Annotated in this window: 23 protein-coding genes; 11 read left to right on the top strand and 12 right to left on the bottom strand. The window is 31.5% G+C overall.

The features are described from left to right. Positions 1 to 12: 12 nt before the first annotated feature. The 10 genes from Q1B37_RS05365 to Q1B37_RS05320 form a co-directional block, all read right to left on the bottom strand. Positions 13 to 585 (bottom strand): hypothetical protein, encoded by a 573-nt coding sequence (locus tag Q1B37_RS05365; RefSeq protein ID WP_299896322.1) that lies wholly within the window; start codon positions 583 to 585, stop codon positions 13 to 15. A 1-nt stretch (position 586) separates the two neighbouring features. After that, positions 587 to 1,702: a glycosyltransferase family 4 protein gene (locus Q1B37_RS05360; protein WP_299896319.1), complete on the bottom strand. Its 1,116-nt coding sequence runs from the start codon at positions 1,700 to 1,702 to the stop codon at positions 587 to 589. After that, on the bottom strand, positions 1,699 to 2,808 hold the full coding sequence (locus Q1B37_RS05355) for a glycosyltransferase family 4 protein (protein WP_299896317.1): 1,110 nt from the start codon (positions 2,806 to 2,808) through the stop codon (positions 1,699 to 1,701). The genes Q1B37_RS05360 and Q1B37_RS05355 overlap by 4 nt, the downstream gene beginning before the upstream one ends. Before the next feature lie 45 nt (positions 2,809 to 2,853). After that, positions 2,854 to 3,813 (bottom strand): class I SAM-dependent methyltransferase, encoded by a 960-nt coding sequence (locus Q1B37_RS05350; RefSeq protein ID WP_299896314.1) that lies wholly within the window; start codon positions 3,811 to 3,813, stop codon positions 2,854 to 2,856. A gap of 15 nt (positions 3,814 to 3,828) precedes the next feature. Then, a complete protein-coding gene (locus tag Q1B37_RS05345; protein WP_299896311.1) occupies positions 3,829 to 4,794 on the bottom strand; it encodes a polysaccharide pyruvyl transferase family protein in 966 nt (321 codons plus the stop codon). A gap of 27 nt (positions 4,795 to 4,821) precedes the next feature. Further along, positions 4,822 to 6,102 (bottom strand): hypothetical protein, encoded by a 1,281-nt coding sequence (locus tag Q1B37_RS05340; protein WP_299896309.1) that lies wholly within the window; start codon positions 6,100 to 6,102, stop codon positions 4,822 to 4,824. A gap of 7 nt (positions 6,103 to 6,109) precedes the next feature. After that, complete coding sequence (locus tag Q1B37_RS05335; RefSeq protein WP_299896306.1) at positions 6,110 to 7,651, bottom strand: oligosaccharide flippase family protein; 1,542 nt, start codon at positions 7,649 to 7,651, stop codon at positions 6,110 to 6,112. Between the two features lie 50 nt (positions 7,652 to 7,701). Further along, a complete protein-coding gene (locus Q1B37_RS05330) occupies positions 7,702 to 8,982 on the bottom strand; it encodes a nucleotide sugar dehydrogenase (RefSeq protein WP_299896303.1) in 1,281 nt (426 codons plus the stop codon). 34 nt (positions 8,983 to 9,016) lie between these two features. Beyond that, positions 9,017 to 10,015: an SDR family oxidoreductase gene (locus tag Q1B37_RS05325; RefSeq protein ID WP_299896299.1), complete on the bottom strand. Its 999-nt coding sequence runs from the start codon at positions 10,013 to 10,015 to the stop codon at positions 9,017 to 9,019. A gap of 256 nt (positions 10,016 to 10,271) precedes the next feature. After that, positions 10,272 to 12,272: a dehydrogenase E1 component subunit alpha/beta gene (locus tag Q1B37_RS05320; protein WP_299896297.1), complete on the bottom strand. Its 2,001-nt coding sequence runs from the start codon at positions 12,270 to 12,272 to the stop codon at positions 10,272 to 10,274. A 287-nt stretch (positions 12,273 to 12,559) separates the two neighbouring features. Between Q1B37_RS05320 and Q1B37_RS05315 the strand changes: the two genes are divergently transcribed. The 9 genes from Q1B37_RS05315 to Q1B37_RS05275 all read left to right on the top strand — a co-directional run bounded on the left by Q1B37_RS05315 (position 12,560) and on the right by Q1B37_RS05275 (position 20,762). Continuing rightward, the gene (locus Q1B37_RS05315; RefSeq protein ID WP_299601782.1) at positions 12,560 to 13,510 is read left to right on the top strand and encodes a 2-oxoglutarate and iron-dependent oxygenase domain-containing protein; all 951 of its coding nucleotides are present in this window, start codon (positions 12,560 to 12,562) and stop codon (positions 13,508 to 13,510) included. A gap of 7 nt (positions 13,511 to 13,517) precedes the next feature. Beyond that, a complete protein-coding gene (locus Q1B37_RS05310; protein WP_299896294.1) occupies positions 13,518 to 13,847 on the top strand; it encodes a translation initiation factor in 330 nt (109 codons plus the stop codon). 31 nt (positions 13,848 to 13,878) lie between these two features. Then, a complete protein-coding gene (locus tag Q1B37_RS05305) occupies positions 13,879 to 14,817 on the top strand; it encodes a DUF1835 domain-containing protein (protein WP_299896291.1) in 939 nt (312 codons plus the stop codon). Position 14,818: 1 nt separating this feature from the next. Beyond that, a complete protein-coding gene (locus tag Q1B37_RS05300) occupies positions 14,819 to 15,691 on the top strand; it encodes a nucleoside phosphorylase (RefSeq protein ID WP_299896289.1) in 873 nt (290 codons plus the stop codon). A 57-nt stretch (positions 15,692 to 15,748) separates the two neighbouring features. Continuing rightward, a complete protein-coding gene (gene ppk1, locus Q1B37_RS05295; protein WP_299896286.1) occupies positions 15,749 to 17,851 on the top strand; it encodes a polyphosphate kinase 1 in 2,103 nt (700 codons plus the stop codon). A gap of 258 nt (positions 17,852 to 18,109) precedes the next feature. Next, the gene (locus Q1B37_RS05290; protein ID WP_299896284.1) at positions 18,110 to 18,961 is read left to right on the top strand and encodes a substrate-binding domain-containing protein; all 852 of its coding nucleotides are present in this window, start codon (positions 18,110 to 18,112) and stop codon (positions 18,959 to 18,961) included. Positions 18,962 to 19,016: 55 nt separating this feature from the next. Then, entirely contained in the window at positions 19,017 to 19,601 is a 585-nt protein-coding gene (locus Q1B37_RS05285; RefSeq protein ID WP_299601799.1) for a hypothetical protein, read from the top strand. A gap of 135 nt (positions 19,602 to 19,736) precedes the next feature. Next, complete coding sequence (locus Q1B37_RS05280; protein ID WP_299896282.1) at positions 19,737 to 20,327, top strand: hypothetical protein; 591 nt, start codon at positions 19,737 to 19,739, stop codon at positions 20,325 to 20,327. Positions 20,328 to 20,591: 264 nt separating this feature from the next. Further along, positions 20,592 to 20,762, top strand: coding sequence for a hypothetical protein (locus Q1B37_RS05275; protein WP_299601805.1), 171 nt, complete (start codon positions 20,592 to 20,594; stop codon positions 20,760 to 20,762). 8 nt (positions 20,763 to 20,770) lie between these two features. On the opposite strand, the gene Q1B37_RS05270 is transcribed toward Q1B37_RS05275, so the two are convergent. Continuing rightward, positions 20,771 to 21,436 (bottom strand): uracil-DNA glycosylase, encoded by a 666-nt coding sequence (locus Q1B37_RS05270; RefSeq protein WP_299896279.1) that lies wholly within the window; start codon positions 21,434 to 21,436, stop codon positions 20,771 to 20,773. 147 nt (positions 21,437 to 21,583) lie between these two features. On the opposite strand from Q1B37_RS05270, the gene Q1B37_RS05265 reads away from it, so the two are divergent. Beyond that, positions 21,584 to 23,755, top strand: coding sequence for a DNA mismatch repair protein MutS (locus Q1B37_RS05265; protein WP_299601811.1), 2,172 nt, complete (start codon positions 21,584 to 21,586; stop codon positions 23,753 to 23,755). Positions 23,756 to 23,838: 83 nt separating this feature from the next. Here the strand turns inward: Q1B37_RS05265 and Q1B37_RS05260 are convergent, their stop codons facing one another. Continuing rightward, on the bottom strand, positions 23,839 to 24,192 hold the full coding sequence (locus tag Q1B37_RS05260; RefSeq protein WP_299896276.1) for a hypothetical protein: 354 nt from the start codon (positions 24,190 to 24,192) through the stop codon (positions 23,839 to 23,841). Positions 24,193 to 24,320: 128 nt separating this feature from the next. Between Q1B37_RS05260 and Q1B37_RS05255 the strand changes: the two genes are divergently transcribed. Next, the gene (locus Q1B37_RS05255) at positions 24,321 to 24,515 is read left to right on the top strand and encodes a hypothetical protein (protein ID WP_299896273.1); all 195 of its coding nucleotides are present in this window, start codon (positions 24,321 to 24,323) and stop codon (positions 24,513 to 24,515) included. Positions 24,516 to 24,556: the final 41 nt, after the last annotated feature.

The following is a 24,556-nucleotide window of genomic DNA, read 5'->3' as shown; positions in this document are numbered from 1 at the left end:
ACATCATATTTTCTAGATCTTTTTCCCGTCTTGCTTAATAATACGTGCTGGATTTCCAACTACTACACAATTATCCGGAACATCTTTAACTACAACAGAACCAGCTCCTATAGAACAGTTATTTCCGATCTTAATATCTCCAATAATTATAGCTCCTGTATAAATAGAAACATTATTTCCTATCGTAGGCCTTTTTCCATCTACTTCGCCTACTGTTACCAAATGATTTACATATAGGTTCTCACCTATTTCTTCTGCATTTAGAATGGTGCTGTATGGGTGTCCTGTTAATACACCACCTCCTAATTTAGTACTGATATCAATTCTAAAATATTTCTCTTTTTTGCAATACAAGTTTAGTAGACTAGAGACCATACCTCTATTTCTAAAGTAAAACAAAGTTCTAAAGTCTGGAGAGTTCGCCAGAAAATTTAGAAGCAAAGAAACCTTACCTCCAGTCATCCCTTTGGCCGAGGCCCATCTTTCTATATCCTTATCAATTAGATCTTTATTCTTACTTCCTTTATAAATGATCACATGAGGAAATAAAAAGATCTTATATATATTTAAAATTAGTGATCTCATATTACTTTATTACTTCTGTAAACAAACCCTTCCAAAGATTCATAATTTGTGCTAACTCATACTTTTTAGAATTCTCTCTTGCTTTTGCTCCCATATTCTTAATGGTATCCCTATCATTCATCAGCTCAGTTAACTGTTTTGCGAATTCGGAATTGTCATACATTAGTACTAAAACTCCTGTTTCTTTATTTACAATATTTCTAGGTCCATATGGACAGTCAAAAGAAACTATCGGTAAACCAGATGCTTGAGCTTCTAATAATACCAATGGAAAACATTCATTATGCGAAGTCATTACAAAAATAGAAGAACTTAACATTTCTTCTTGCATCCTATCTGTTGGTCCCATCAACTTCAATGTATCTTGAACACCTACTTCATTAATTCTACGTTGAAGTTTCTCGACATAATTCGATTCCCCACTCCCAAAGATATGAAGATTCCAGTCTTTTTTAGTTTTTGAAACTTCCGCCCAAATATCTATCAATATATCATATCCCTTTACTGCAGCAATTCTACCTGCAGTAATGATTCGATTGTTATTTAGATTTGACACATTATCTGGGAAGAAGGTCAATGGATTTGGTATAACAACTGTATTATTGCTTTTATAATAATTTGTTTCATCTTTATTTAGGATTACCAACTTATCATATTTTGTTTCCACATAATCCGCAAACTTGAAAAAGTACTTTTTAAACAAACTAGGATTTGCTCTTTTGTCTTTTTCTATAAACCTAGAATAATGAAACTCCTTAATTTTAGGAATACTTTTTACTATAAAAGGAACAAAATAAGTATCCACACTATGACTGCACACCACCACAACATCTGGCTTAATTTCTTTTAAAGCAGCCTTTGTTTTGGCAATATGATTCGGAAGTTTTTTTAGGTTTTTAGGATGAAAATAGGACTTTCTTCTATTGTAATTAATCCCTAAATCTTTAAAAGCAATATTTTGATCAAAGGAATAACAAGGTGTGTTCCCTTTTTGTTCTGTAGTGATAATATGTACTTCGTAATTTTCTAGAGAAGCAAAATAATTTGCTTTTATAGAAAGTACTCTTTCGATTCCTCCGTGGAGATATACCTGATCTATAACAAATACGATTCTCATTTGGATGAGGTATTAGTTAAACCGATAAAAAGTTGATTCCATTCTTGAGCAATAGTTTCTGGCAGATACTTTTTTACTGCTTCTTTGGCATTCTTTCCCATAGCTCTCCGTTTATCTTCATCTTCAATTAAGATAAGAATAGCTTTTGCAAAAGTATCGATATCTCCATTTTCTACTAAAAGACCATCAACTTTATCACTAATTATATCAGATGGACCGTAAGGACAATCATAAGAAATACAAGGTACTCCATATGCCATCGCTTCTGTTAATACCATTCCGAATCCTTCATATCTCGACGACATCGTATAAATCGATGCCTGTTGGTACTTTTCTGCTATATTTTTTACTGGTGGATAGAAATTGACTGAATTAGATACCCCTAGATCTTCTGCAAGTTTACTCAAGCCCTCTTTTTCATTAATAGTCCCATAAATATCTAAGCTCCAATCTTGATGTATATCATTTACTTTTTGCCAACTTTTTAAGAGTCTGTCGTATCCTTTTTGAAAACTATGTTTCCCTACAGCTAATACTTTTTTATTTTCTAAAGAACTTTTTTCTTCTGGATAAAAAGATAATGGATTAGGAATAACTTTAAGATTTTTAAATGTCCATTCATTTAAATTCCCATTGGTAAGTACTACGAAATGATCATAATACTTTCCGCCAAAATTCATTAAAGAAAATTTGGTAGCAGTGGTAATTCTCTTCTTTAAAGATCTCTTCCCCTTTTTTATTTCTACATTTCTAGAAACATGTCTTTCATAGATCATAGGACAAGGTTTACCCAAAACCAGGGGTACGAAAAAACCTTTTAACCCATCATCGCAAACTGCAATTACATCTGGTTGTAATTTTTTTATCGTATTTCTAAGTCCTTTAGCATACTTATACATCCTTGATATAGGATTTCCTTTCGCCTCTACATTATGATATGATAGCTTAGGACTAAAATCGTAAAAGAGTTCTCTTGTATTTTGATTTAATGTAACTATATGGATATCATAATCATAATCCTCTGCAAGCTTACTAGCCTTTATCGAAAGTACTCTTTCCAATCCTCCAGGACCGTCGATACGATTTACTATATATACCAGTTTCATCAAATTACGTTTAAGAATAGTAGTATTTGGGGGAGATACTCTTAGTTATTTTTTAATTACGATATCTAAATATGGATAGCAAAAACCACTATTTAGATTTTTATTCATTGATTTTAGGAATTTTATATAACGTAATCCCTTAAAACCAACCTTTAGAAAAGCAGACTTTTCGAACTTCATTAAACTGCTTACTATATTAATTTCTTTTAAAGGTGCTATTGCTACTTCAAACTCGTGATAGCTAGCTCCTCTTCCCCATCTTTTAAATTTCATCATATTTTCATCATCAATTTCACGATAAGAATCTTTAAAATTCTTCCTACTGGAAAATTTAGAATAGTAATACGCTAAATCATCTGGTAGCCAATCATAAAAAGGCAGTGCAGCCGTATGCGAATCATAATACCATAATCTATTCGGAGTTTCTATAACCGCTAGATAGCCTCCGCTTGATAACATTCTCCATGCTTGTTGTAATGATTCTAATCGTTCACTAACTGTCATATGCTCTAAAACCGCATAATAGATGATAAAATCAAACTTTCTATCCTTAAAATTCTCTTCAATTTCTTCTCCATTTACATGATGCAGCTCTGCTTCATATCCAGCTATTCTCATTCTATCTTTTGCTACTTCCAAAGCTCCAGCATCCACATCAACACCTACTACTTTGGCTCCTTGCTCGCTTAAGGCTAGTGTAGAAATACCAGTTCCGCATCCAATTTCCAAAATATTAGCTCCATTTAGATCCTTTACATGGTGTAACCATGGCGCTATTCTATTTCTATTATAGTACAAACGATCAAAAAGCTGTCCACTTACTGCCTGATTATATTCTTCAGTTGATAATCTACTTTTGGTATTTCCTCTGTCTAAGTAGTTTTCTTTAAGTGATTTTGTTAACTCTTCTAATTGCTCTTTAGAAAATGTAGTGTGTTTTTGTTGCATTTTCTTTGGAGCTGTAAAGAAGTTATCCTTTAACAGTTTTTTGAGTACCCTTTTCATCGTTTGTGCGGTTGTTTAGATTTTATTAGTAACTTTTTCTTTTAGTGCATTGGCTAAGTCGTGGTGTTTTTCGAGGTTTTTTACTGTGGTTTCGTTGGTTATTTTACCTTCTAATCCAAAATTAGAAGTATAAGTTCCTGTTTTACTATCAATATCAATTCGATTAAATAATTCTAGAATCCCATCAAATCGACAAGAATCTACAAAACTATCAAAACCATTTACAAAGATTACAGGAGTACCCATCGCCAAACATGGTAATGCGCAGTGTATTCTAGAGGTTATGACTAGCTTTGCTTTTGCATATTTATTTAGCAAATCAACAGCCATATCAAATTTTTCTTCGTCTGTATAAGTATTCGAAGGCGGTTCTTGGTTGATAAACGTAGCTGTGTCCAATACTTCTTTACTGATAAACTTTTTTATGTGTTTGTCTTTTTTTCCTAGTTTGAAAGCAGATCCATTTAATATGTTTTTAATAGTGATTTTTGTATTGTAAAATACCTTTTCTGCTCTTGGATAGCTATATAAAGGATCAACAATATAAATATCCTCTCCTCTCTCTGAATCATCAACTTTATAAGAATCTAAAGTTAATGTCAGGCATCCAGTGAAATAGGCATCAATTCCTTTGGCCTTAAGAGTATCCGCTGTAAATTGATCTCTGCATCCAATAGGTTGGTGCTTTTTTAGATATGCAATACCTTTTTCACTTAACATAGCTGGAGCAGCCGTATTATTCATGTGAAAAGACACAAAAATAGGATCAATATTATCTGACGGTACCCAATTATGAATATTATGAGTAAACCATCCATTCATGATTAACTTTATAGGGTCACCCGTGTACTCTCCTAATCTTTCTCTATTTAATAACGTATCTACTTTTGGCAAAAATTGTTTAGCCGCTAAACTTTGAATATTGTCTCCAACATTAAAAAAGTTCTTATTCTCATCGTATGTAAGCAATCCGTATTTCATTAGTTCTACAATTTACCTAGTTTGTATCTACTTTAATTTTCTATATATTTTTTGTAACCAAGGAAATTTATTTCTAATAATAAATTTCAATCGATTGGTTCCTTTATTTGCATTATTAATTTTTTCTTCTAAAAGTCTATCTACCTTGCCATTTCTAAACTCGTTCATATGGGCAGTTTCAACTTCTTTGTTATCAAAAACATAAAATGTATCCACACTCTTAGCCTTTTCCATTAATTCCCACCAAAAGTATTTTACTCCTTTACTTCCAGAGCCTATATGTAAAATCTGATAAATTTTGTCATAAACCGATCCATCTACATTAAAACCATATTCATTTGGATTTTGGTTATTGAGAATAAGTCCCATTATAGTTCTAAAACATTTCTCGCAATAGCTACAATTAAACTCTGTTCTTTTTTCAGAATAACAAACTCTAAGTCTAAATCTCTTATCTTTATCCTCAGCAAATTTTGCTATTAAATCGACTTTATCCTGTCTTTTAAGTTCATACCCATCATGATAAACTCTAAAACCTGAACCCCAAGTAATTTTTTCATCAATTTCTGGTGTAGATCCCCAATCAATATCAATATGATCAGTATATGAAGACGCAATATAAACCGAACTATAGTTATGAATATATGCTAAAGGAGCAATAGACCCAACTAATGCTAAACCATGCTGTACTTTGCCCCACCAACCTATATCTTTTAGCAGTAATTCTACTTGATACGTATAAAAATCTCTCAGATTGGTTTCTATATATTCTTTGTTATTATCTACTAACAACTCTTCATTTTCAATGAAATCTGTAAACTCTTTCCATTGACCTTTATCAGCAATAGTGATATCTGCTCCATGCAGCGTTATCAAATCAGGTTTTTGATCATAAATTCTAATATAAGTAGCATAAGCATCTACACCACCACTAAAAAGCATTGCCGATTTAGTATGTTTTATAGAGTTTTTTACTAGTTTCTTTGCTACTAACCTTCCTGTAAAAGAACTCGGTACATCTCTTTTAGCAAACTCCTGTTTTATTTTTTCTTGAGCATTATAGAAATCTTCATCAACTTCATCAACTTCTATATCAAACCCAGCAAACCAAGCCATTGGTAAGACATTACTCAAAAACGGAATCACAGCGATACTTTCTGGAGTAGAACTTACATCTATTTGATATTTAGAATAAAAAGGTTCTTTCTCCACAAAGAATTTTTGGATATCAGCACCTACCACATAGTCATAATTGATCTTACGACCGTTATCAGAGTATGTGATTGCTTGTAGTTTTAAGGTATCCATTTTTATATTATTTTCGTTTCAGTAATGAAACAATAGGTTTTCTAAATAATTCTCTTTCGTATTCTAACATTCCTAAGGTATACATCATTACAGCAAAAACTAATGTGTATGATACTCCTTTGGCTATAAAACTAAACCATCCATCACCCGGAATATAATTTATAAAATAACCAACTGCAACCACCAATAATACCACTAATACTACTTTATGAAGTAATTCTTTGAAAAAACGGATAATATTTAATCCTATGGTATGATGATAATAAAAGTTCATCACATTTTGAACAATCATCCATCCTCCGACAAGACCAATTATCATTCCCGTAGCGCTATATTTCATAGCTAAAAACCCTCCAACGACTACACCAACAATCATAAAACTTAAATACAAAATCGCTTTAAAAGAGAGTTTGTTTTTAGCTTCTAAAATAGAGTTCCCAAAAGCTTGTAGTAATGGTAATGTATACCCAATCATTATGATCAAAGCAATCATGTAAATTTCTCTACATTCTTCTGCGGTATACCTTCCATTTGCTGGCGATTCTCCACCACCTACCCAAAGGTTTATAAATTGTTCTCCATACAATAAAAATGCACCAAAAATATACATCAAAATAATGAAAGATAATCTTCCTAGTTTAATCATCATATTAGTTAACTCTTCTCCACTCGCATTATTAACAGACATCTGTGTTGCTCTTGGAAGAAAAACGCTAGAAATTGCTGTAGAAAAAGCTCCATAGTATGTACCAAGAGCTATTCCAATACCATATATCCCTAATACTTTAGGAATACTTATTGCGCCTAATACCCAACTTCCAGATTTCCATTGTAACATATTTACAATAGCAAAAAGGAAAATCCAGCTCGAATATTGAAAAATCTGAAGAATAAAGCTTTTTGAGAGTTTATGTAACTTAAATCGTACTTTCAATTTCACCAATACATAGTAAGCAGATACTGAAATCGTAAGCATATTAAATATAGTGTCAACAATAACCAAGGCTATTGCTCTTCCGCCGAAATATAAAACACATACAATAGTTAACGATCGTAATATATATCGAATAATACCTACAGACTCAGGAAAAACAAACTTTTCGTATCCCTTGCAGATTCCTGTAAATATCATTCCAGGTAATTGAATTGCTAAATTAAAAACTAAAATCACAAACATGATTTTTGCGATTCTTAATTCCTCTGCACTAAATTTTGTGAAATAACTATCAATAAAGAAATAAAAAATACTACCCGATATTACAACTAGTGTAGAAACCGCAGCGTATAGTATTCTAACTGTTCCTAAAAAATTTTCTTCTCCTTCTCGATCTTTTTCCGCACGATATTTTGCAATAAAGCGAACTACTGTATTCGTGAGGCCAAAATCCAATAAAGCTATGGTTCCAATTAGAGCACCAATTGCATTGAATATACCGTACTCATCTTTTCCTAAATAACTAACGATTAAAGGGGTTATTACAATCCCAACAACATTAATCAAAAAGATTTTTAAATACGTTAATAAAGCTCCTTTTTTTAGTTGGCTCAATTTGGTTGGTTTAAAAGTTGTTTTTACTTAAAAAAAAACAGGAAGCATATTTATAATCTTCCGTGCACTTCCTCTTTTAATATTCCTTTTACGTCATATAAAACACCATCTGGTTTCAATAGTGATTTTAAATCAATATCTAAGTACTCCTTATGTGCTACTGTTAATACGACTGCATCATACTTAGTATTAGGTAATTCATTCATAGTTGATAACCCATATTCATGTGCTACTTCAGATGGGTTAGCCCAAGGATCATAAATATTTACATTGGTTCCAAAATCCTTTAAATTTTGAATTACATCAACCGCTCTGGTATTTCGAACATCAGGACAATTTTCTTTAAATGTTATTCCCAGCACCAAAATATCAGCTCCTTTGATTTTGATATCATGATTGACCATCAATTTAATAACTTCGGACGCTACATATTGTCCCATACTATCATTCAATCTTCTTCCTGCTAGAATTATTTCTGGATGATATCCAAATTCTTGCGCTCTTTGAGCCAAGTAGTATGGATCGACTCCTATACAATGACCACCTACTAAACCTGGCTTAAATGGTAAAAAGTTCCATTTTGTTCCAGCTGCTTTTAGCACGTCATTTGTATCTATGTCCATTAGATTAAAGATCTTTGCTAATTCATTTACAAATGCAATATTAATATCACGTTGGGAGTTTTCTATTACTTTGGCAGCTTCCGCAACTTTAATCGTAGGTGCTAAATGAGTTCCTGCAGTAATTACCGAAGCATATAAATCATCTACTTTTTTTCCTATCTCTGGAGTAGAACCTGCAGTTACTTTTAATATTTTTTCTACGGTATGCAACTTATCTCCAGGATTAATACGTTCAGGAGAATACCCAGCGAAAAAGTCAACATTGAACTTCAATCCACTTACTTTTTCCAAAACTGGTATACATTCTTCTTCGGTAACACCAGGATACACTGTAGATTCATATATAACTATATCTCCTTTTTTTAATACCTTCCCTACCGTCTCACTTGATTTATATAATGGTGTAAGATCAGGTCTATTGTTCTTATCTACGGGAGTGGGCACTGTAACTACATAATAGTTACAATCTTTTATGTCCTCAATATTAGAAGTACAAAAAAGTCCCTGATCCATTTTGCTGCTTTTAGTTAAAACTGATTGAAGAATTTCATCCTCAACTTCTAACGTAGTATCCTTACCTGATCGTAACTCCTCTATTCTATTTTGATTGATATCAAAACCAATAACGGGAAACTTGGTTGCAAAAAGTCTGGCTAAAGGAAGTCCCACATATCCCAGACCTATAATTGCTATTTTAATATCTTGCATGGCTATAGTTGTTATGTTTATTTACTAGAATGCTCTATTTAAGATTATTCCAATACCATTTTACGGCTTCTTTTAATCCTGATTTCATATCAAATTCAGGATCATATCCTAATAATGTTTTTGCTTTATCCACTGAAGCTAAAGAATGCGGCACATCACCCTTACGTTCTGGTCCATTCTTTACTTCTACATCATTTATTTTAGGATCAAACTCTGAAAGATAATCTTTTAATAAAGTTACTAATTCATTTAAGGTAGTTCTTTCCCCGAATGCTGTATTGTATACATTATTTAGAGCTTCTGTATTATCAGAGACAATAGCTCTAAGATTCATTTGAATTACATTATCTATATATGTGAAATCTCTTGAAAAAGAACCATCTCCATTAATTACAGGAGATTCATATTTCATGAATTGCATTACAAACTTTGGAATAACGGCAGCATATGCTCCATTTGGATCCTGTTTTCTTCCAAAAACATTAAAATATCGCAAACCTACTGTATCTAAATCATAAGTTCTCTTAAAATTATCTGCATATAATTCATTTACATACTTCGTAATTGCATACGGTGATAAAGGTTTTCCGATTTTTTCTTCTACTTTAGGTAATGCTTTAGAATCTCCATATGTGGATGAACTCGCTGCATAAATAAACCTTTTGACACCCGCATCTCTTGCAGCTACAAGCATGTTTAGAAAACCTCCTACATTTACATCATTACTAGTTATAGGATCATTTATGGATCTTGGTACTGATCCTAATGCAGCTTGATGTAATATATAATCAACACCATTACAAGCTTTGTTGCAATCCTCGAGGTTTCTAATATCTCCTTCTATAAAAGTAAAATTTGGATTTTCAATTAATGTAGTCAGGTTTCTCTTATGACCTGTTGCAAAATTATCTAAACCTATTACTTTACTGCCTTTATTCAGTAATGCCTCACATAAGTTAGATCCTATAAAACCTGCCGCTCCAGTTACCAGAACAGTAGAAGAACTTAACAGCTCCAATTGGTTAGTGTTCATGTATTTTTGTATTACCCCTTGATTTTTAATCCCCTGCGCTATGTTTTTGACATAGACAGCGCGAAATTAACATTTAACAACTGAACACACAACTTATATCTCAGGGGATTTTGACCCTTAATAAATACTTAATGTTCCGTTATCCTAAAAAAAAATCAATTCATCGATTTTAAAAAACATAAATAACTAAAAATCAATTATTTAGATATTAATTCGATTTTATTAACAAAAACGTTTTCGGAACGAAAAACAGGTGTTAATACCTATACAATTCTAACAGCTCTTCTTCGAATCTCTTTTTTGGTAAATATTGCTGTTCTAAATTGGGCTCAAAAGGAATAGGAGTATCCAAACTTGAAACTCTTTTTACTGGCGCATCTAGAAACTCAAAACAATGTTCCATTAGCAAAGCAGAAATGTCTGAAGCTATACCTCCAAACATAGAATCTTCTTGCAATATAATAGCCTTTCCTGTTTTCTTTACCGATTTTATAACAGTATCTATGTCAATCGGTTTCAACGTTCTTAAATCGATAACATCTGCATTAATCTCAGAATGAACTTCTAAAACATCTAAAGCCCAATGCACACCTGCTCCATATGTGATTACAGAAATATCCACTCCTTCTTCTAATAAAACTGCTTTTCCAATAGGTGTTGTATAATATTCTTTCGGTACTTCTTGTCTAACACTACGATATAACGCTTTGTGTTCAAAAAATAATATTGGATTTGGATCTTCTATCGATGCTAACAATAGTCCTTTAGCATCTTTAGGAAAGGCTGGGTAAACTACCTTTAAACCAGGAGTTTTAGTAAACCAAGCTTCATTGGTTTGACTATGAAATGGACCCGCTCCTACACCACCGCCACAAGGCATTCTTATAACTACATCAGACGCTTGACTCCAACGATAATTAGATTTTGCTAATAAATTGACAATAGGATTAAATCCTGAAGAAACAAAATCAGCAAATTGCATCTCTACGATTGCTTTCATACCATTAACAGATAACCCATATGCAGTAGAAACTATTCCTGATTCACAAATAGGAGTATTTCTAACTCTGTCTTTCCCAAATTCTTCAACAAAATTTTCTGTTATCTTGAAAACACCACCATAATCGGCAATATCTTGTCCCATAATGACTAGGTGATCATTTCTGCGCATTCCCATCTTTAAAGCTTCAGAAATTGCATCTATAAATCGTAATTCTTCAGATGTGTTATCTAGAGGTTTGCTTTCTACAAAATGAAATTCTTTATAAACATCATTTAGTTCTTTGCTTATATCAACCAAAACACCTTCTTCTTCATTTGTGCGCTTCCAATCCTTATCAATTTCTTCCTTAATTTCAAATTTTATGCGAAAATCTTCTTCATCTGATAAGATGGCATTGTTAATCAAGAATTCTTTATAATTTTCAATTGGATCTTTTTTAGCCCAAAATTGCATGAGTTCCTCCGGTACATATTTGGTGCCACTAGCCTCTTCATGACCACGCATTCTAAAAGTTTTAAACTCAATCAATACAGGTCTTGGATTTGTTCTAATATCAGCTGCTATTGTTCGTATAGTATCATAAACTTCTACTACATTATTACCATCAACTACATATGAATCCATTCCGTATCCTAATCCACGATCAGCAAGATGTTTACAATTATATTGTTCTGAAATAGGTGTAGATAGACCATACCCGTTATTTTCGATACAAAAAATAACAGGCAAACTCCAAACTGAAGCTATATTCAATGCTTCATGAAAATCTCCCTCACTTGTTCCACCTTCTCCTGTAAAAACTGCTGTAACCTTGTTATTCTTTTTCAACAAGTTACCTAAAGCAATACCACAAGCGACACCTAATTGAGGCCCTAAATGAGATATCATTCCGACTAAATTATATTCCTGCGAACCAAAATGAAAAGAACGATCTCGACCATTTGTAAAACCATTGGCTTTCCCTTGCCATTGACTAAAAAGTCGATATAAAGGCACTTCTCTTGTTGTAAATACTCCAAGATTTCGATGCATTGGTAGTATATATTCATCAGGATTCAAGGCTGCAGTAACCCCAACTGAAATTGCTTCTTGACCAATACCGCTAAACCATTTAGATATTTTGCCTTGTCGTAACAATATGAGCATTTTCTCCTCAATCAATCTTGGTTTTAACATTTTGGCATACAATGAAACCAATAATTCCTTACCATAATCCTTTATATCAAAATCAGATAATAACTTTTCTTCTGCCATATTATTAAATCAATTCGTGAAACAATTTCAACTTTCAGAAATAGAAAGATAGCCTAGTAAATGTAGTTATTTTTATTTCAGAAATAGCCTCGACCCGAGAATACTATTAAGTACTTGTTAATTTAACCTAATTAATACTATGATTTAATTAAATTTACTACGTTTTCATTCGATTTTATTAAAATATAATTAATTTGACATTCTTCTGAAATGTTAAAAAAAAGATGAACAGCATGATGTATATTTAAGTAAATACATCTATTTTAGTTATAGTAAATAATACAACCATGAATAATATACCGAGTGTAGATCTTGCCGACTTTTTATCAGAAGATCCATCACGTAAACAAAAGTTTGTTGATGAAATTGGTAAAGCCTATGAAGAAATAGGTTTTGTAGCATTAAAGAATCATTTTTTAAGTGATGATTTAGTCGATGAACTATATAAAGAAGTAAAAGCTTTTTTTGCTTTGCCTTTAGAAGACAAACAGAAATATGAAATTGAAGGATTAGGAGGTCAAAGAGGCTATATCTCCTTTGGAAAAGAACATGCCAAAGGAAAAAAAGAAGGTGATTTAAAAGAATTTTGGCATTTTGGTCAAGAACCTTCGGAAGATGCTAACCTAAAAGAGGAATATCCTCCAAATGTAATTGTCGAAGAATTACAAGACTTTAATCCTACGGGTATGGAAGCCTACAGAATGCTTGAGAAAACAGGTATTTATGTTTTAAGAGCTTTGGCTATTTATATAGGATTAGATGAGAATTATTTTGATCATTGGGCTAGTAATGGAAATAGTATTTTGAGACCTATCCATTATCCACCGATTACCGAAGAACCAAAAGGTGCAGTAAGAGCAGGTGCACATGGAGATATAAATCTCATAACCCTATTAATGGGTGCTTCTACTGGAGGGTTACAAGTGCAACGTAAAGATGGAGAATGGATCGACGCAATACCAGAAGAGGATGAACTGGTAATTAATGTTGGAGATATGTTAGAACGTCATACTAATAATAAATTGCGTTCTACTATTCACCGAGTAATCAATCCACCAAAAGAACAATGGAGTAAACCAAGATATTCCATCCCATTTTTTATGCACCCAAGAAGTGATATGAAGCTCAATTGTTTGGAAGAATGTATCACTGATAATAATCCAAAACAATATGATGATATTACCGCAGGTGAGTTTCTTCATCAAAGATTAGTAGAAATAGGATTGATAAAGAAATAATATAATTATGGATTTAAAAGATCAATTAAAAAATTTATTTCCGGATCATCAATTTACAGAAGAAGAGAAAACAGAGGAAACAAATGAAGGTATTTGGATGCAAGATGATCCTATTATCTGTAAATATGAAAAGAGAAAAGGAAAGCCAATAACTATTTTAGAAGGGTATACGGGTGCGGATGAAGATTTTAAAAAGCTTGCTAAGGAAATTAAAACAACATTAAGTGTTGGTGGAAGCTTTAAAGATGACCGAATTATCGTCCAAGGAGACTACAGAGATAAAATTATGGATATTCTAACCTCTAAAGGTTTTAAAGTAAAAAGAGTTGGAGGATGATTTTCTAATTAACCATTAAAAGAATACATTTTTGGGGGCTAAAACATTACATATAACCAATGGAGATAGTTTAACAGACTATCTAAAAGAGCTAAATCTTGTCGATGGAGAATTTATGATTTGGCGTGAAATGCTTTGTGAAGGCCCCACTTCGATTAAATTTGAAACAGAAAAAGGTATTGCCATAAGAAAAGAATTCTTAAAAAAGTATTACCGAATTTCACATGCAGATTATCAAAGTAAATTTGTGACACAACTTGATAAGTTAGATGCTATTCACAAATTCGATGAAATTATTCTTTGGTTCGAATATGATCTTTTCTGTCATATAAATATGATAGCTGCCATTAGCTTACTGCTTCGTAAAGGAGTTAAAGAAACTCCTATTTATTTAGTTTGCAGTGGACGCGTAGAAAATGCAAAAAAATGTTTAGGATTAGGTGAACTAACAGCTGCACAACTAAAACAGCACTACGAACAAAAAGTACTACTAAATCTTAATGATTTAGAACTTGCTTCGCATGTTTGGACATTGTACTGTGAGTCTAATCCAAAAAAAATAGCTGGACAGATTAAAAAACAATCCTCTTTCGAATACTTATCCATATGCCTAAGAGCACACTTACAAAGATTTCCTAATATGTTAACAGGACTTAATACTTTGGAACATAATATTTTAGAGATGGTTGATAATTACCAAATTAAGAATATTAAACAGTTAATGGGATATGCTTTGGAATATCAGGGATTCTATGGATATGGTGACATGCAAATGAAGCGAGTGTTAGCAAGATTATTTCAATTCTTTGATCAAACCAAAGATCGTTTATTATTATCCGAAAGAGGAAGATTAGCATTAGAGGAAAAGAAAAACTTCTATAATACTCAAATGCTAGATTGGTACTATGGAGGTGTCAAAAAATATGATTACCTCTATAACAAAGAAACACACAATTTATTAAAATTATAAAATGGCGATAGCTGAATCCGAACTGATACTCAACGATGATGGCAGTATCTACCACTTAAACTTAAAGCCAGAACATATTGCATCCACCATTATCACAGTAGGCGATCCTGATAGAGTTTCTAAAGTTACTCAGTATTTTGATAGTATTGAACATGTAACTCGAAAAAGAGAATTTCATACACAAACAGGGACTTACAAGGGTAAGCGGTTAACTGTAATTTCTACTGGAATTGGCACAGACAACATAGATATTGTATTTAACGAGTTAGATGCACTAGTGAATATTGATTTAAAAACAAAAAAGGTAAAAGATGAGCATACGTCGCTTAATTTTATCAGAATTGGTACCTCTGGTGCTATACAACCAGAAATTCCTATTGATAGTTTTATAGTTTCTGAAATCGCCATTGGATTTGATAGTTTGCTACATTTTTATGATAGTGAAGATGTACAATTCCCACAGATATCAGAACCACTAATGAAACATTTAAATTGGAGTAATAAAAAATCATCACCATATGTAGTTTCCTTTGACAAAAAACTTGGTAGACATATGCAAAGTGATGAAACTATTAAAGGATTTACTATTACTAATGTTGGGTTTTATGGGCCACAAGGAAGAGTTTTACGATTAGCAACATCTGATGCCTTATTAAACCAAAAAATAGGCTCTTTTAGCTACGCAGATAAAAAAATTACTAATTTAGAAATGGAAACTGCAGGAATTTATGGAATGGCTAAACTTTTAGGACATCGAGCCGTATCTATGAATGCTATCTTAGCAAATAGAGCTACAGGACGTTTTAGCCAAGACTCTGAAAAAACAATAGACAACCTCATTAAATACACCTTAGATAAAATTATTAGTTTCTAAAAATTAAATTTAACTTTTAGTTAAAAACTAAATGTATAGGATAATTTAATTTTAAATATGGATGAAAATAAATACACCTATAATGATAGGGATATAAATTGGTTAAGTTTTAACGAACGGGTTTTACAAGAAGCGGAGGATCCAACAAACCCATTATATGAGCGGTTAAAGTTTTTGGCGATATTTTCGTCTAATCTCGATGAATATTTCAGAGTAAGAGTTTCCAGACTTCGCCAAATCAAAAAGATTGATAAACAATTACGAAAAAAACTTGCTTTAAAACCTAATAAACAGGTAAAAGAAATACTAAAGTTAGTAAAACTTCAACAAGAAAAATTTGGAAAAATATTTTTTAGCACCCTCATTCCAGAACTTGCCAAAAACGATATACACTTAGTTAATTATCAATTTTATAATACTGACCAACAACAATTTACTACTCAATATTTTATTTCTAAAGTTCTTCCTCTAATTGACTCAAAATTAGTTACTAATTCTGATCAAGAAGAAGTTTTTCTAGAAAATAATAAACTATATTATCTAGTTACTTTTGAAGAGAGTGAATCTTTTGGGGTTGTAAATATTCCCTCGGATCAATTAGAAAGATTTGTTTGTCTCCCTACAGAAAATGAGAGTCATTATATTACCTTTATAGACGATATTATAAAATTAAATCTAAATCAAATTTTTGAAAATCAAAAGATTTTAGATAGTTATCAAATCAAACTTTCTAGAGATGCAGAATTATATATAGATGATGAGTTTGAAGGTATTTTAGCTGAAAAAATTAAAGAATCCCTTTCACAAAGGAATTTTGGACAACCCACACGATTACTTTTTGACTCCTCTATGCCCAAAACACTTAAAAATGAGGTTAGAAAATTATTTAATTTAGGGAAAATCGATATGATGCCTGGTGGCAAGTATCATAACTTCAGTGATTTTTTTAGCTTTCCGGATCCAACAAATAACAGTTTTTTACATTACCCAGCAGTTTCTGAAGTAAGACATAGTGAATTTGAAAAAAGTGACAACTATTTTGATATCATTAAAAGAAAAGATCAATTAGTGCACTTTCCTTATATGTCTTTTGATTATGTGCAAAATTTTATAAATCAAGCTTCTACAGACCAATATGTAACTGAAATAAAAATATCACTCTATCGAGTTGCAAAAGAATCTGAACTTACGAATTCTTTATTAAAAGCAATTGAAAATGGTAAAAAAGTAACCGTATTCATTGAAGCAAAAGCACGTTTTGATGAAAAAAATAATTTAAAATGGGGTAAAACATTTGAAGAAAAAGGAGCTTCCGTTTTTTACAGTTACCCTAAAATCAAAGTGCACTCCAAAATACTTTTAGTAAAGAGAAAAGAAAAAGATATTATCCAGTCTTATGCATATATTGGTACAGGAAATTTCAATGCAAAAACTTCAAAAATATACTGTGATCATGGATTATTTACTTCCAACTCAAAGATCACGAAAGATTTAAGTGAAGTATTTGAAGTCCTGTCAGGTAAAATGATACTTCCTAAGCCAAAACAATTATTAGTAGCTCCCTTTACGGTAAGAAATACCTTCGAAGATCTGATTGATATAGAAATTGAAAATGCTAAAAACGGCAAGCCTGCAATTATAAAAGCAAAATTAAACAGTCTAGAAGATAAAAAGATTATAAATAAGTTATATAGAGCAAGTAGTATTGGTGTAAAAATAGAATTACTGGTTAGAGGTTTTACTTGTCTAATTCCTGGATTAAAAGGTATGAGCGAAAATATCCGAATTACTAGTATTGTAGATCGATACTTAGAACATGGAAGAATTTACTATTTCGAAAATGGAGGAGAATCTAAGATTTTTATTGGAAGTGCAGACTGGATGACACGAAACTTGGATAAACGAATTGAAGTGTTAACTCCGATATTAGATACGGATTGTAAAAAAGAATTAGAAACTATTTTGGATATGCAACTAAGTGACAATAAAAAATCTAGGATTCAAGATGCTAAATCTAGTAACAGCTATAAAAAGAAAATGGACGATGAACCGTCCATACAATCACAAAAAGCAATCAGAACATATCTAAATCAGATACATACTGATAATAACATATTATCCGAACAATATCTTAAGACTGATGAAAAAATTAGTCAATAAAAGTAGCGCAATGAAAACAACGATACCATTTTCTAAAGTGTTACTTTTTAGCTTTGCCACTTTCACTTCAGCACCTTTGTTTTTTAAAAAATTCTTTTTCATAACGATTATTGTTTTTATTTTGGGTTATATGTTGCTAATATAGTCGAATATATCAGACTTATATTTCAAAAGTAATCATATTTTTTCTATTTAAACGATAAAATGTATTTTTTTATCGTTTAAATACAATTTTTAACATATTTACATTATAACTATATGCAAACGATCAAAATTGGAGGCGTTCCAGAGCATTTTAATTTACCATGGCATTTAACAATAGAAGAAAAAACCTATCAACAAAAAGGTATTAATTTAGAATGGACGGATTTTCCTGGTGGCACTGGAGCTATGTGCGAAGCATTGCGCAATGAGACTATTGATATTGCCATTATACTTACCGAAGGTATCGTAAAAGATATGATCGCTGGTAATCCTTCCAAAATTGTACAAACCTATATACAATCACCTTTGATTTGGGGTATTCATGTAGGACATCATTCTACATATAAAACTATAGAAGATCTTCGACATACTTCTGCAGCAATAAGTAGATATGGATCTGGGTCTCATTTAATGGCCTATGTAAATGCACAAAATCAAGGATGGGACACATCTCTTTTAAAATTTGAAGTTATACGAAATTTAGATGGAGCAGTTGAGGCACTAACTAATGATACAGCTGATTATTTTATGTGGGAGCATTTTACAACAAAACCATTGGTAGATAACGGAACATTTAGGCGTATTGCGGACTGCCCTACTCCATGGCCTTGCTTTGTAATTGCAGTTCGAGAAAATATTTTACAATCACATCAAGAGCAAATACAAGACATTTTAGAAATTATTAATTCTACAACTACTGATTTCAAGAAAATTCCAAGTATAGATAAGACATTAGCTTATAGATATGATCAACGCTTGGATGACATAAAAGAGTGGTTACAACTTACCGAATGGAGCCAATCTATGATAGCAATAGAAACATTAGATCAAGTCCAAAATCAACTAAAGCAATTAAACATTATCGAAAAAACAGTTGATTCGAAAAATTTAATTTTTGAAGTATAAGCAACCTTTTTACATTTCAAACATCTTGCTTACAAAGGAAAACAATTTAATTATTATGAAATCAATTCTTATCGTAAGCATTATTTTATGCTCATTTCAATGTACCGTAGCACAAGATCAATCAGATCTGCCAAAACGAGATATTAACAAAAATGAACTTAGTCTAAACCCATTAAATATTGTAGCTTTTGGTGCTCTTGATATTGGATATGAAAGAGTTTTAAATAATAATAGTACTCTTGGATTTGATTTTTTCTATCTATTAACAGATAGAGATGATGATGATATATTTGATGGTGATGATATATTTGAAAAAGACATTGCTTTTACAACAAAGTTCAAGTACTTTTTTGGAGAAAGAATAGCTCGAGGGTTTTATGTAGAAGGTTTCGGAATGTTATCTTCTGGATCAGATGAAATCTTAATAGATGTATTTGATTCTCAAGGTAATTTCATAAGAGTTGATGAGATTGAGGAAGATTTCACGGACTTCGCTTTAGGATTTGGTGTTGGTGGAAAATTTGTAGCCAGGAATGGTTTTTTAATTGATATCGGATTTGGTATTGGACGAAATTTATTTAACAACGATGCTCCAGAAATCGTTATAAGGCCAAACTTGTACTTAGGTTATCGTTTTTAGAGAATTTTCATTTAATTCTCTTTTAAATAAATACCACATGCTTTTTATCTTCATTTTTTGGTAGGGTATTTTATCTATTATATGTTTTAGGTACAGTTCACATCAATTTTGATGATATTAATTAAAACAAAAAAAATGAGACTTTTATTAATTACAATTATTACCTTCTTTACTTCATTTATATCATATAGTCAGGATTCATCTGACATTATACCAAGAGATGTTAATAAGAACGAGATTGGCCTAAATCCTCTAAACATAATTGCATTCGGAGCGTTAGATGTTTCTTATGAAAGAATTTTAAGCAGCGATCATAGTGTAGGTGTAGATGTATTCTATAGGTTCAGTGATGATATTGATAACGATAATGATATCGTAGATAGAGATGGTATTTTCGATAAAAAATTAGCGTTAACAGGACATTATAAATACTTCTTTGGTCGTAGAGTAGCAAGAGGATTTTATGTAGAAGGTTTTGGTATGTTATCAACTGGTGATCATGATAATACGGTAAGAGTAGTAAATGATCAAGGAGACTTAATTGGTTTTAGAGATGTTCCAGAAAATTATACTGACTTTGCTCTTGGATTTGGAGTTGGAGGAAAATTCGTAACCAGAAACGGCTTTTTTATAGATATTGGTTTTGGAATAGGAAGAAATTTATTTAACAATAAAAGCCCTGAAATTATAGTTAGACCGGATTTATATATAGGATATCGATTTTAGAGGTAGGGATATCCATTATATAAACGTTATATATATAAAGGTAAAGATGGCATATGTTCAAATATTTAATAAATTTTTATTAGATCATAAATTTTACCCTATACATCTTTAACATATTTTTAATTCTTAGAGATTACGGGCTTTCCGCAGCTAAAGATTTAAATATTTTTGTACATTTGCCATGCCTACCCCGAAAACCAATTATCAGTATGCACGCAACCATTATATAGTTCTTGCATCTAATAATTAACTAACAAATCAATTATGGTGACATTTTTACTAATTCTTGGAGGGCTTATAGCATTTAATTTTATTCTTCTAAAATTCAGTGTTCAATCGGTTGATACAAATAGAAAAAAGTCTAAAAACTTAAAATCAACTACAGACGCTAACATTGGTAAAGCGAAAACTGCTAGCATAGCAAAAGCTGCTTAAAAAGTATTTTACCAAATTATTGGTGATTGATTTACTTTTTTTAGGTAATCATTTGTTTTACTAAAATGTTTATTTCCGAACCAATATCCTCTATTCGCGCTTAGCGGAGATGGATGTCCACTGTTCAGCACCAAATGTTCTGCAGTATTTATTTTAGCTCCCTTTTTCTTTGCGTAACCACCCCATAACATAAAAACTACGTCTTTTTTGTTTTCTGATATAGCGTTGATTACAGTATCAGTAAATTTTTCCCAACCTTTACCCTGATGTGATCCTGCTTGATGAGCACGAACCGTTAATGTTGCGTTTAGTAATAGTACACCTTGTTTAGCCCAACGTTCTAAATTACCATTCGACGGGAATGATACATTTAAATCAGTTTCTAATTCTTTAAAAATATTAATTAGAGATGGAGGTATTGCTACGCCTTCATTTACAGAAAAGCATAATCCATGAGCTTGTCCAATACCATGATAAGGATCTTGGCCAATAATAACAACTTTAACATTGTCAAAACTGCAATGATCGAATGCAGCAAAAATCTCAGAACCCTTTGGATAACAAGTGTGATCTTTATATTCAGCTTTTACAAAATCAGTAAGAGTCTTAAAATACGGTTTTTCGAACTCACTTTTAAGTTGTTCTTTCCAACTGGGATCAATATTTACGTTCATCTTAGTATCAAAAAAATATGCAATTGTTTACATTTGCTTCAAGCAAAATTATGACAAATACTTTTTAAAAATCGAGCGATACCACAAGTTTTATAACAAAGAAATTAACAAAAAAAGAATATTTCCTAAATCAATTAGGTCCAAAAAATGATTAGAATTTCAGACAAAACACTTAAAGATTTAGAATTCAATACGGTATTAAATCATATTGAAGAGCTATGTAATACAGAACACGGGAAAGCAAAAGCTGTACAAATTGTTCCTTTTTCTACAAAAGAGAATTTACATTTAGCATTACAACAAGTATTTGAATATAAATCTTCATATTTAAACGATTCGAGAATACCTAATCACGGATTTGATAGTATCAATACAGAGTTAAAATTATTAGGAATTGAAAATACGTTCTTAGAAAGCTTTAATCTAAAGAAGATAATATCAATTAATCTAACTGTTAATGAGTTACTTAGTTTTTTTAGAAAAAATAAAGAACTTTACCCTACACTGTATCAAACTTCAAACACCATTACCTTTACCAAAGAAATTATAAATCTCATTGATACAGTAATTGACAAATTTGGTGAAGTAAAAGATAACGCCTCTCCTACTCTAAATGTGTTAAGAAAAAATATACACGAAGTTCAAGGTAAATTGAATGGAAGTTTCGGAAGGGATTTGAGCAGATACAATAGTTTAGGATATTTGGATGATATTAAGGAGAGTATTGTTGATAATCGAAGAGTACTAGCCGTAAAAGCAATGTACCGAAGAAAGGTAAAAGGTTCTATTCTTGGTAATTCTAAAACTGGAAGTATTGTATATATAGAGCCCGAAGCAACAATTCAATTTAGTCGTGCTTTAAATAATCTTCAATATGAAGAAAGAGAAGAAATTGTAAAAATACTCAAAGAATTAACTAATAAAATTAGACCTTTTTCCGAACTTTTAGGTGAATATCAGGAATACCTAAGCGATGTAGACATCATCGCTGCAAAAACAAAATACGCTCAAAAGTTTAATGGAGTACTACCAAAAATAACAGAAGATCGAGAATTAACCGTAAAGGATGCGTATCATCCTTTGCTGTATCTAAATAATCAAGAAAAAGGAGAAAAGACGTATCCGCAAACCATTTCATTAGATAAGGATAATCGTATCATTGTTATTTCTGGCCCTAATGCGGGAGGAAAGAGTATCACTCTAAAAACGATAGGTTTATTACAAATCATGCTTCAGAGCGGTATGCTAATTCCTGTACATGAATATAGCAGAATGTGTTTGTTTAATACCGTTCTTACTGATATTGGAGATAATCAATCGATAGAAAACCATTTAAGTACGTATAGTTATCGATTGAAGAATATGAATTACTTTCTAAAAAAATGCAATGATAAAACCTTATTCCTTATTGATGAATTCGGAACAGGAAGTGATCCAGAATTGGGAGGAGCATTAGCAGAAGCCTTTTTAGAAGTTTTTTACGAACGTGAATCGTTTGGTATCATAACTACGCATTATGCTAATTTAAAAATGTTGGCTAACGAATTACCAAATATGACCAATGCGAATATGCTTTTTGATTCACGCACTTTAGAACCACTTTTTAAACTTTATCTTGGTGAAGCAGGTAGTTCATTTACTTTTGAGGTTGCTCAAAAAAATGGAATTCCCTATAGCTTAATAAATAAAGCTAAAAAGAAAGTAGAACGAGGTAAAATTAGATTTGATAAAAGTATTGCGAATCTACAACGCGAACGTTCTAAACTACAAAAAACTACGTCTTCTCTAAAAACAAAAGAGCAGAAAACAGAAGAAGAAAAAGAACGTTTAGACAAAATCAATAAAAGACTACAACATAAGCTGGAGAGCTATCAAGAACTTTATGATAGTAATCAGCGAATGATATATCTCGGGCAAAAACTAAATGAAATAAGTGAAAAATATTTCCATAATAAAAAGAAGAGAGAACTTATCGACGAGTTTATGAAAATTGTGCAGGTTGAGAACTCTAAAAGAACAAAACAAACTACCAAACAAAGAAAAGCCAAGAAAGCAAGACAACAAAAGGTAGTCAAAGAGGTGGAAAAGAAAGTTGAAGTAATTAGAGAAAAGAAAAAAGAACAAAAAAAGATAGAAGAAAAATTAGAAAAAGAAAAACCCAAAGTGATTCTTAAAATCGGAGATAGAGTTCGTATGATAGATGGTAAATCAATAGGAACCATTGATACTTTAGAGAAAGGGAAAGCTGTAGTAAATTATGGCATTTTCACAACAAATGTAGCCATCGATCAACTTGAATTTGTAGAAAGAAAAAAATAATAATTTTAATCTTCATTCATAAGCAAAGGCCATTAGTATATTATAACTAATGGCCTTTTGCGTAGGTTAAGATCTGCAGATAATTACTTCCCTCCTGCTAAAAGAACAAATGAATTTCTAGAAACAGGGGAAACATTATAACTTTTTACTTTTTTTAAAGTCTTTATATACTTTTCAGCTTCTATGAATGCAAATTCCATTGCACTAACAGAAGCATTCTTATCTACCTCTATTGTTTTAGAAATAGTATCTCCATTTAAATATTCTATAGTCATCTTCCACTTCTTAATAGAATGAAAGTTTCTGGATGCTAAAGCACTTTCGTCCTTCTCTACCCTCTTTTCTTTTTTATCCTTCTCATTTATTAAATCTGAATGTACACTGGCTGCATTCACAAAAGAGACGCAAAAAACAGCAATTATAAGTATGAGTTTCATTTTTAAAGCGGTTTTGATTTGTATGTTCCGAATATACAATTATTATTTGAATATACAAATATTTTTTTAATAAAAATTTATTTGTATATTTATTTGATAGAATTGTATTTATAATGGTTAACAAGAATTTGAAAAAGCTTTTAAAAAAAAGCAAGGGCAATAAAACTGTATATGGAATTTCCAAAGTATTGGGTATTAGTCCACAGGCAGGAGACTATATTGTGAAGAAAAAAAACCTGGCTAAAGATTACGTGCGATTAAAAAAGATTGCAGATTATATGGGTGTAGATATTATTGATATCATAGATTATAAGAAAAAATAATCCAAGGTATCTAAAGTCAAAAAAATTCCTGACTTAGAATA

It is taken from the genome of uncultured Aquimarina sp., assembly GCF_947492965.1.
Taxonomy (GTDB): domain Bacteria; phylum Bacteroidota; class Bacteroidia; order Flavobacteriales; family Flavobacteriaceae; genus Aquimarina.
This window is presented reverse-complemented; position numbering and strand designations above follow the sequence as displayed.

Excerpts from the sequence above, each read along its gene's own strand:
- Q1B37_RS05285 (WP_299601799.1), top strand. The coding sequence starts at position 19,017 with ATGAAATCAATTCTTATCGTAAGCATTATTTTATGCTCATTTCAATGT.
- Q1B37_RS05270 (WP_299896279.1), bottom strand. The coding sequence starts at position 21,436 with ATGAACGTAAATATTGATCCCAGTTGGAAAGAACAACTTAAAAGTGAG.
- Q1B37_RS05320 (WP_299896297.1), bottom strand. The coding sequence starts at position 12,272 with ATGGCAGAAGAAAAGTTATTATCTGATTTTGATATAAAGGATTATGGT.
- ppk1 (WP_299896286.1), top strand. The coding sequence starts at position 15,749 with ATGGATGAAAATAAATACACCTATAATGATAGGGATATAAATTGGTTA.
- Q1B37_RS05355 (WP_299896317.1), bottom strand. The coding sequence starts at position 2,808 with ATGAAACTGGTATATATAGTAAATCGTATCGACGGTCCTGGAGGATTG.
- Q1B37_RS05345 (WP_299896311.1), bottom strand. The coding sequence starts at position 4,794 with ATGAAATACGGATTGCTTACATACGATGAGAATAAGAACTTTTTTAAT.
- Q1B37_RS05290 (WP_299896284.1), top strand. The coding sequence starts at position 18,110 with ATGCAAACGATCAAAATTGGAGGCGTTCCAGAGCATTTTAATTTACCA.
- Q1B37_RS05350 (WP_299896314.1), bottom strand. The coding sequence starts at position 3,813 with ATGAAAAGGGTACTCAAAAAACTGTTAAAGGATAACTTCTTTACAGCT.
- Q1B37_RS05300 (WP_299896289.1), top strand. The coding sequence starts at position 14,819 with ATGGCGATAGCTGAATCCGAACTGATACTCAACGATGATGGCAGTATC.
- Q1B37_RS05365 (WP_299896322.1), bottom strand. The coding sequence starts at position 585 with ATGAGATCACTAATTTTAAATATATATAAGATCTTTTTATTTCCTCAT.
- Q1B37_RS05275 (WP_299601805.1), top strand. The coding sequence starts at position 20,592 with ATGGTGACATTTTTACTAATTCTTGGAGGGCTTATAGCATTTAATTTT.
- Q1B37_RS05310 (WP_299896294.1), top strand. The coding sequence starts at position 13,518 with ATGGATTTAAAAGATCAATTAAAAAATTTATTTCCGGATCATCAATTT.
- Q1B37_RS05330 (WP_299896303.1), bottom strand. The coding sequence starts at position 8,982 with ATGCAAGATATTAAAATAGCAATTATAGGTCTGGGATATGTGGGACTT.
- Q1B37_RS05315 (WP_299601782.1), top strand. The coding sequence starts at position 12,560 with ATGAATAATATACCGAGTGTAGATCTTGCCGACTTTTTATCAGAAGAT.
- Q1B37_RS05340 (WP_299896309.1), bottom strand. The coding sequence starts at position 6,102 with ATGGATACCTTAAAACTACAAGCAATCACATACTCTGATAACGGTCGT.
- Q1B37_RS05280 (WP_299896282.1), top strand. The coding sequence starts at position 19,737 with ATGAGACTTTTATTAATTACAATTATTACCTTCTTTACTTCATTTATA.
- Q1B37_RS05360 (WP_299896319.1), bottom strand. The coding sequence starts at position 1,702 with ATGAGAATCGTATTTGTTATAGATCAGGTATATCTCCACGGAGGAATC.
- Q1B37_RS05260 (WP_299896276.1), bottom strand. The coding sequence starts at position 24,192 with ATGAAACTCATACTTATAATTGCTGTTTTTTGCGTCTCTTTTGTGAAT.
- Q1B37_RS05325 (WP_299896299.1), bottom strand. The coding sequence starts at position 10,015 with ATGAACACTAACCAATTGGAGCTGTTAAGTTCTTCTACTGTTCTGGTA.
- Q1B37_RS05265 (WP_299601811.1), top strand. The coding sequence starts at position 21,584 with ATGATTAGAATTTCAGACAAAACACTTAAAGATTTAGAATTCAATACG.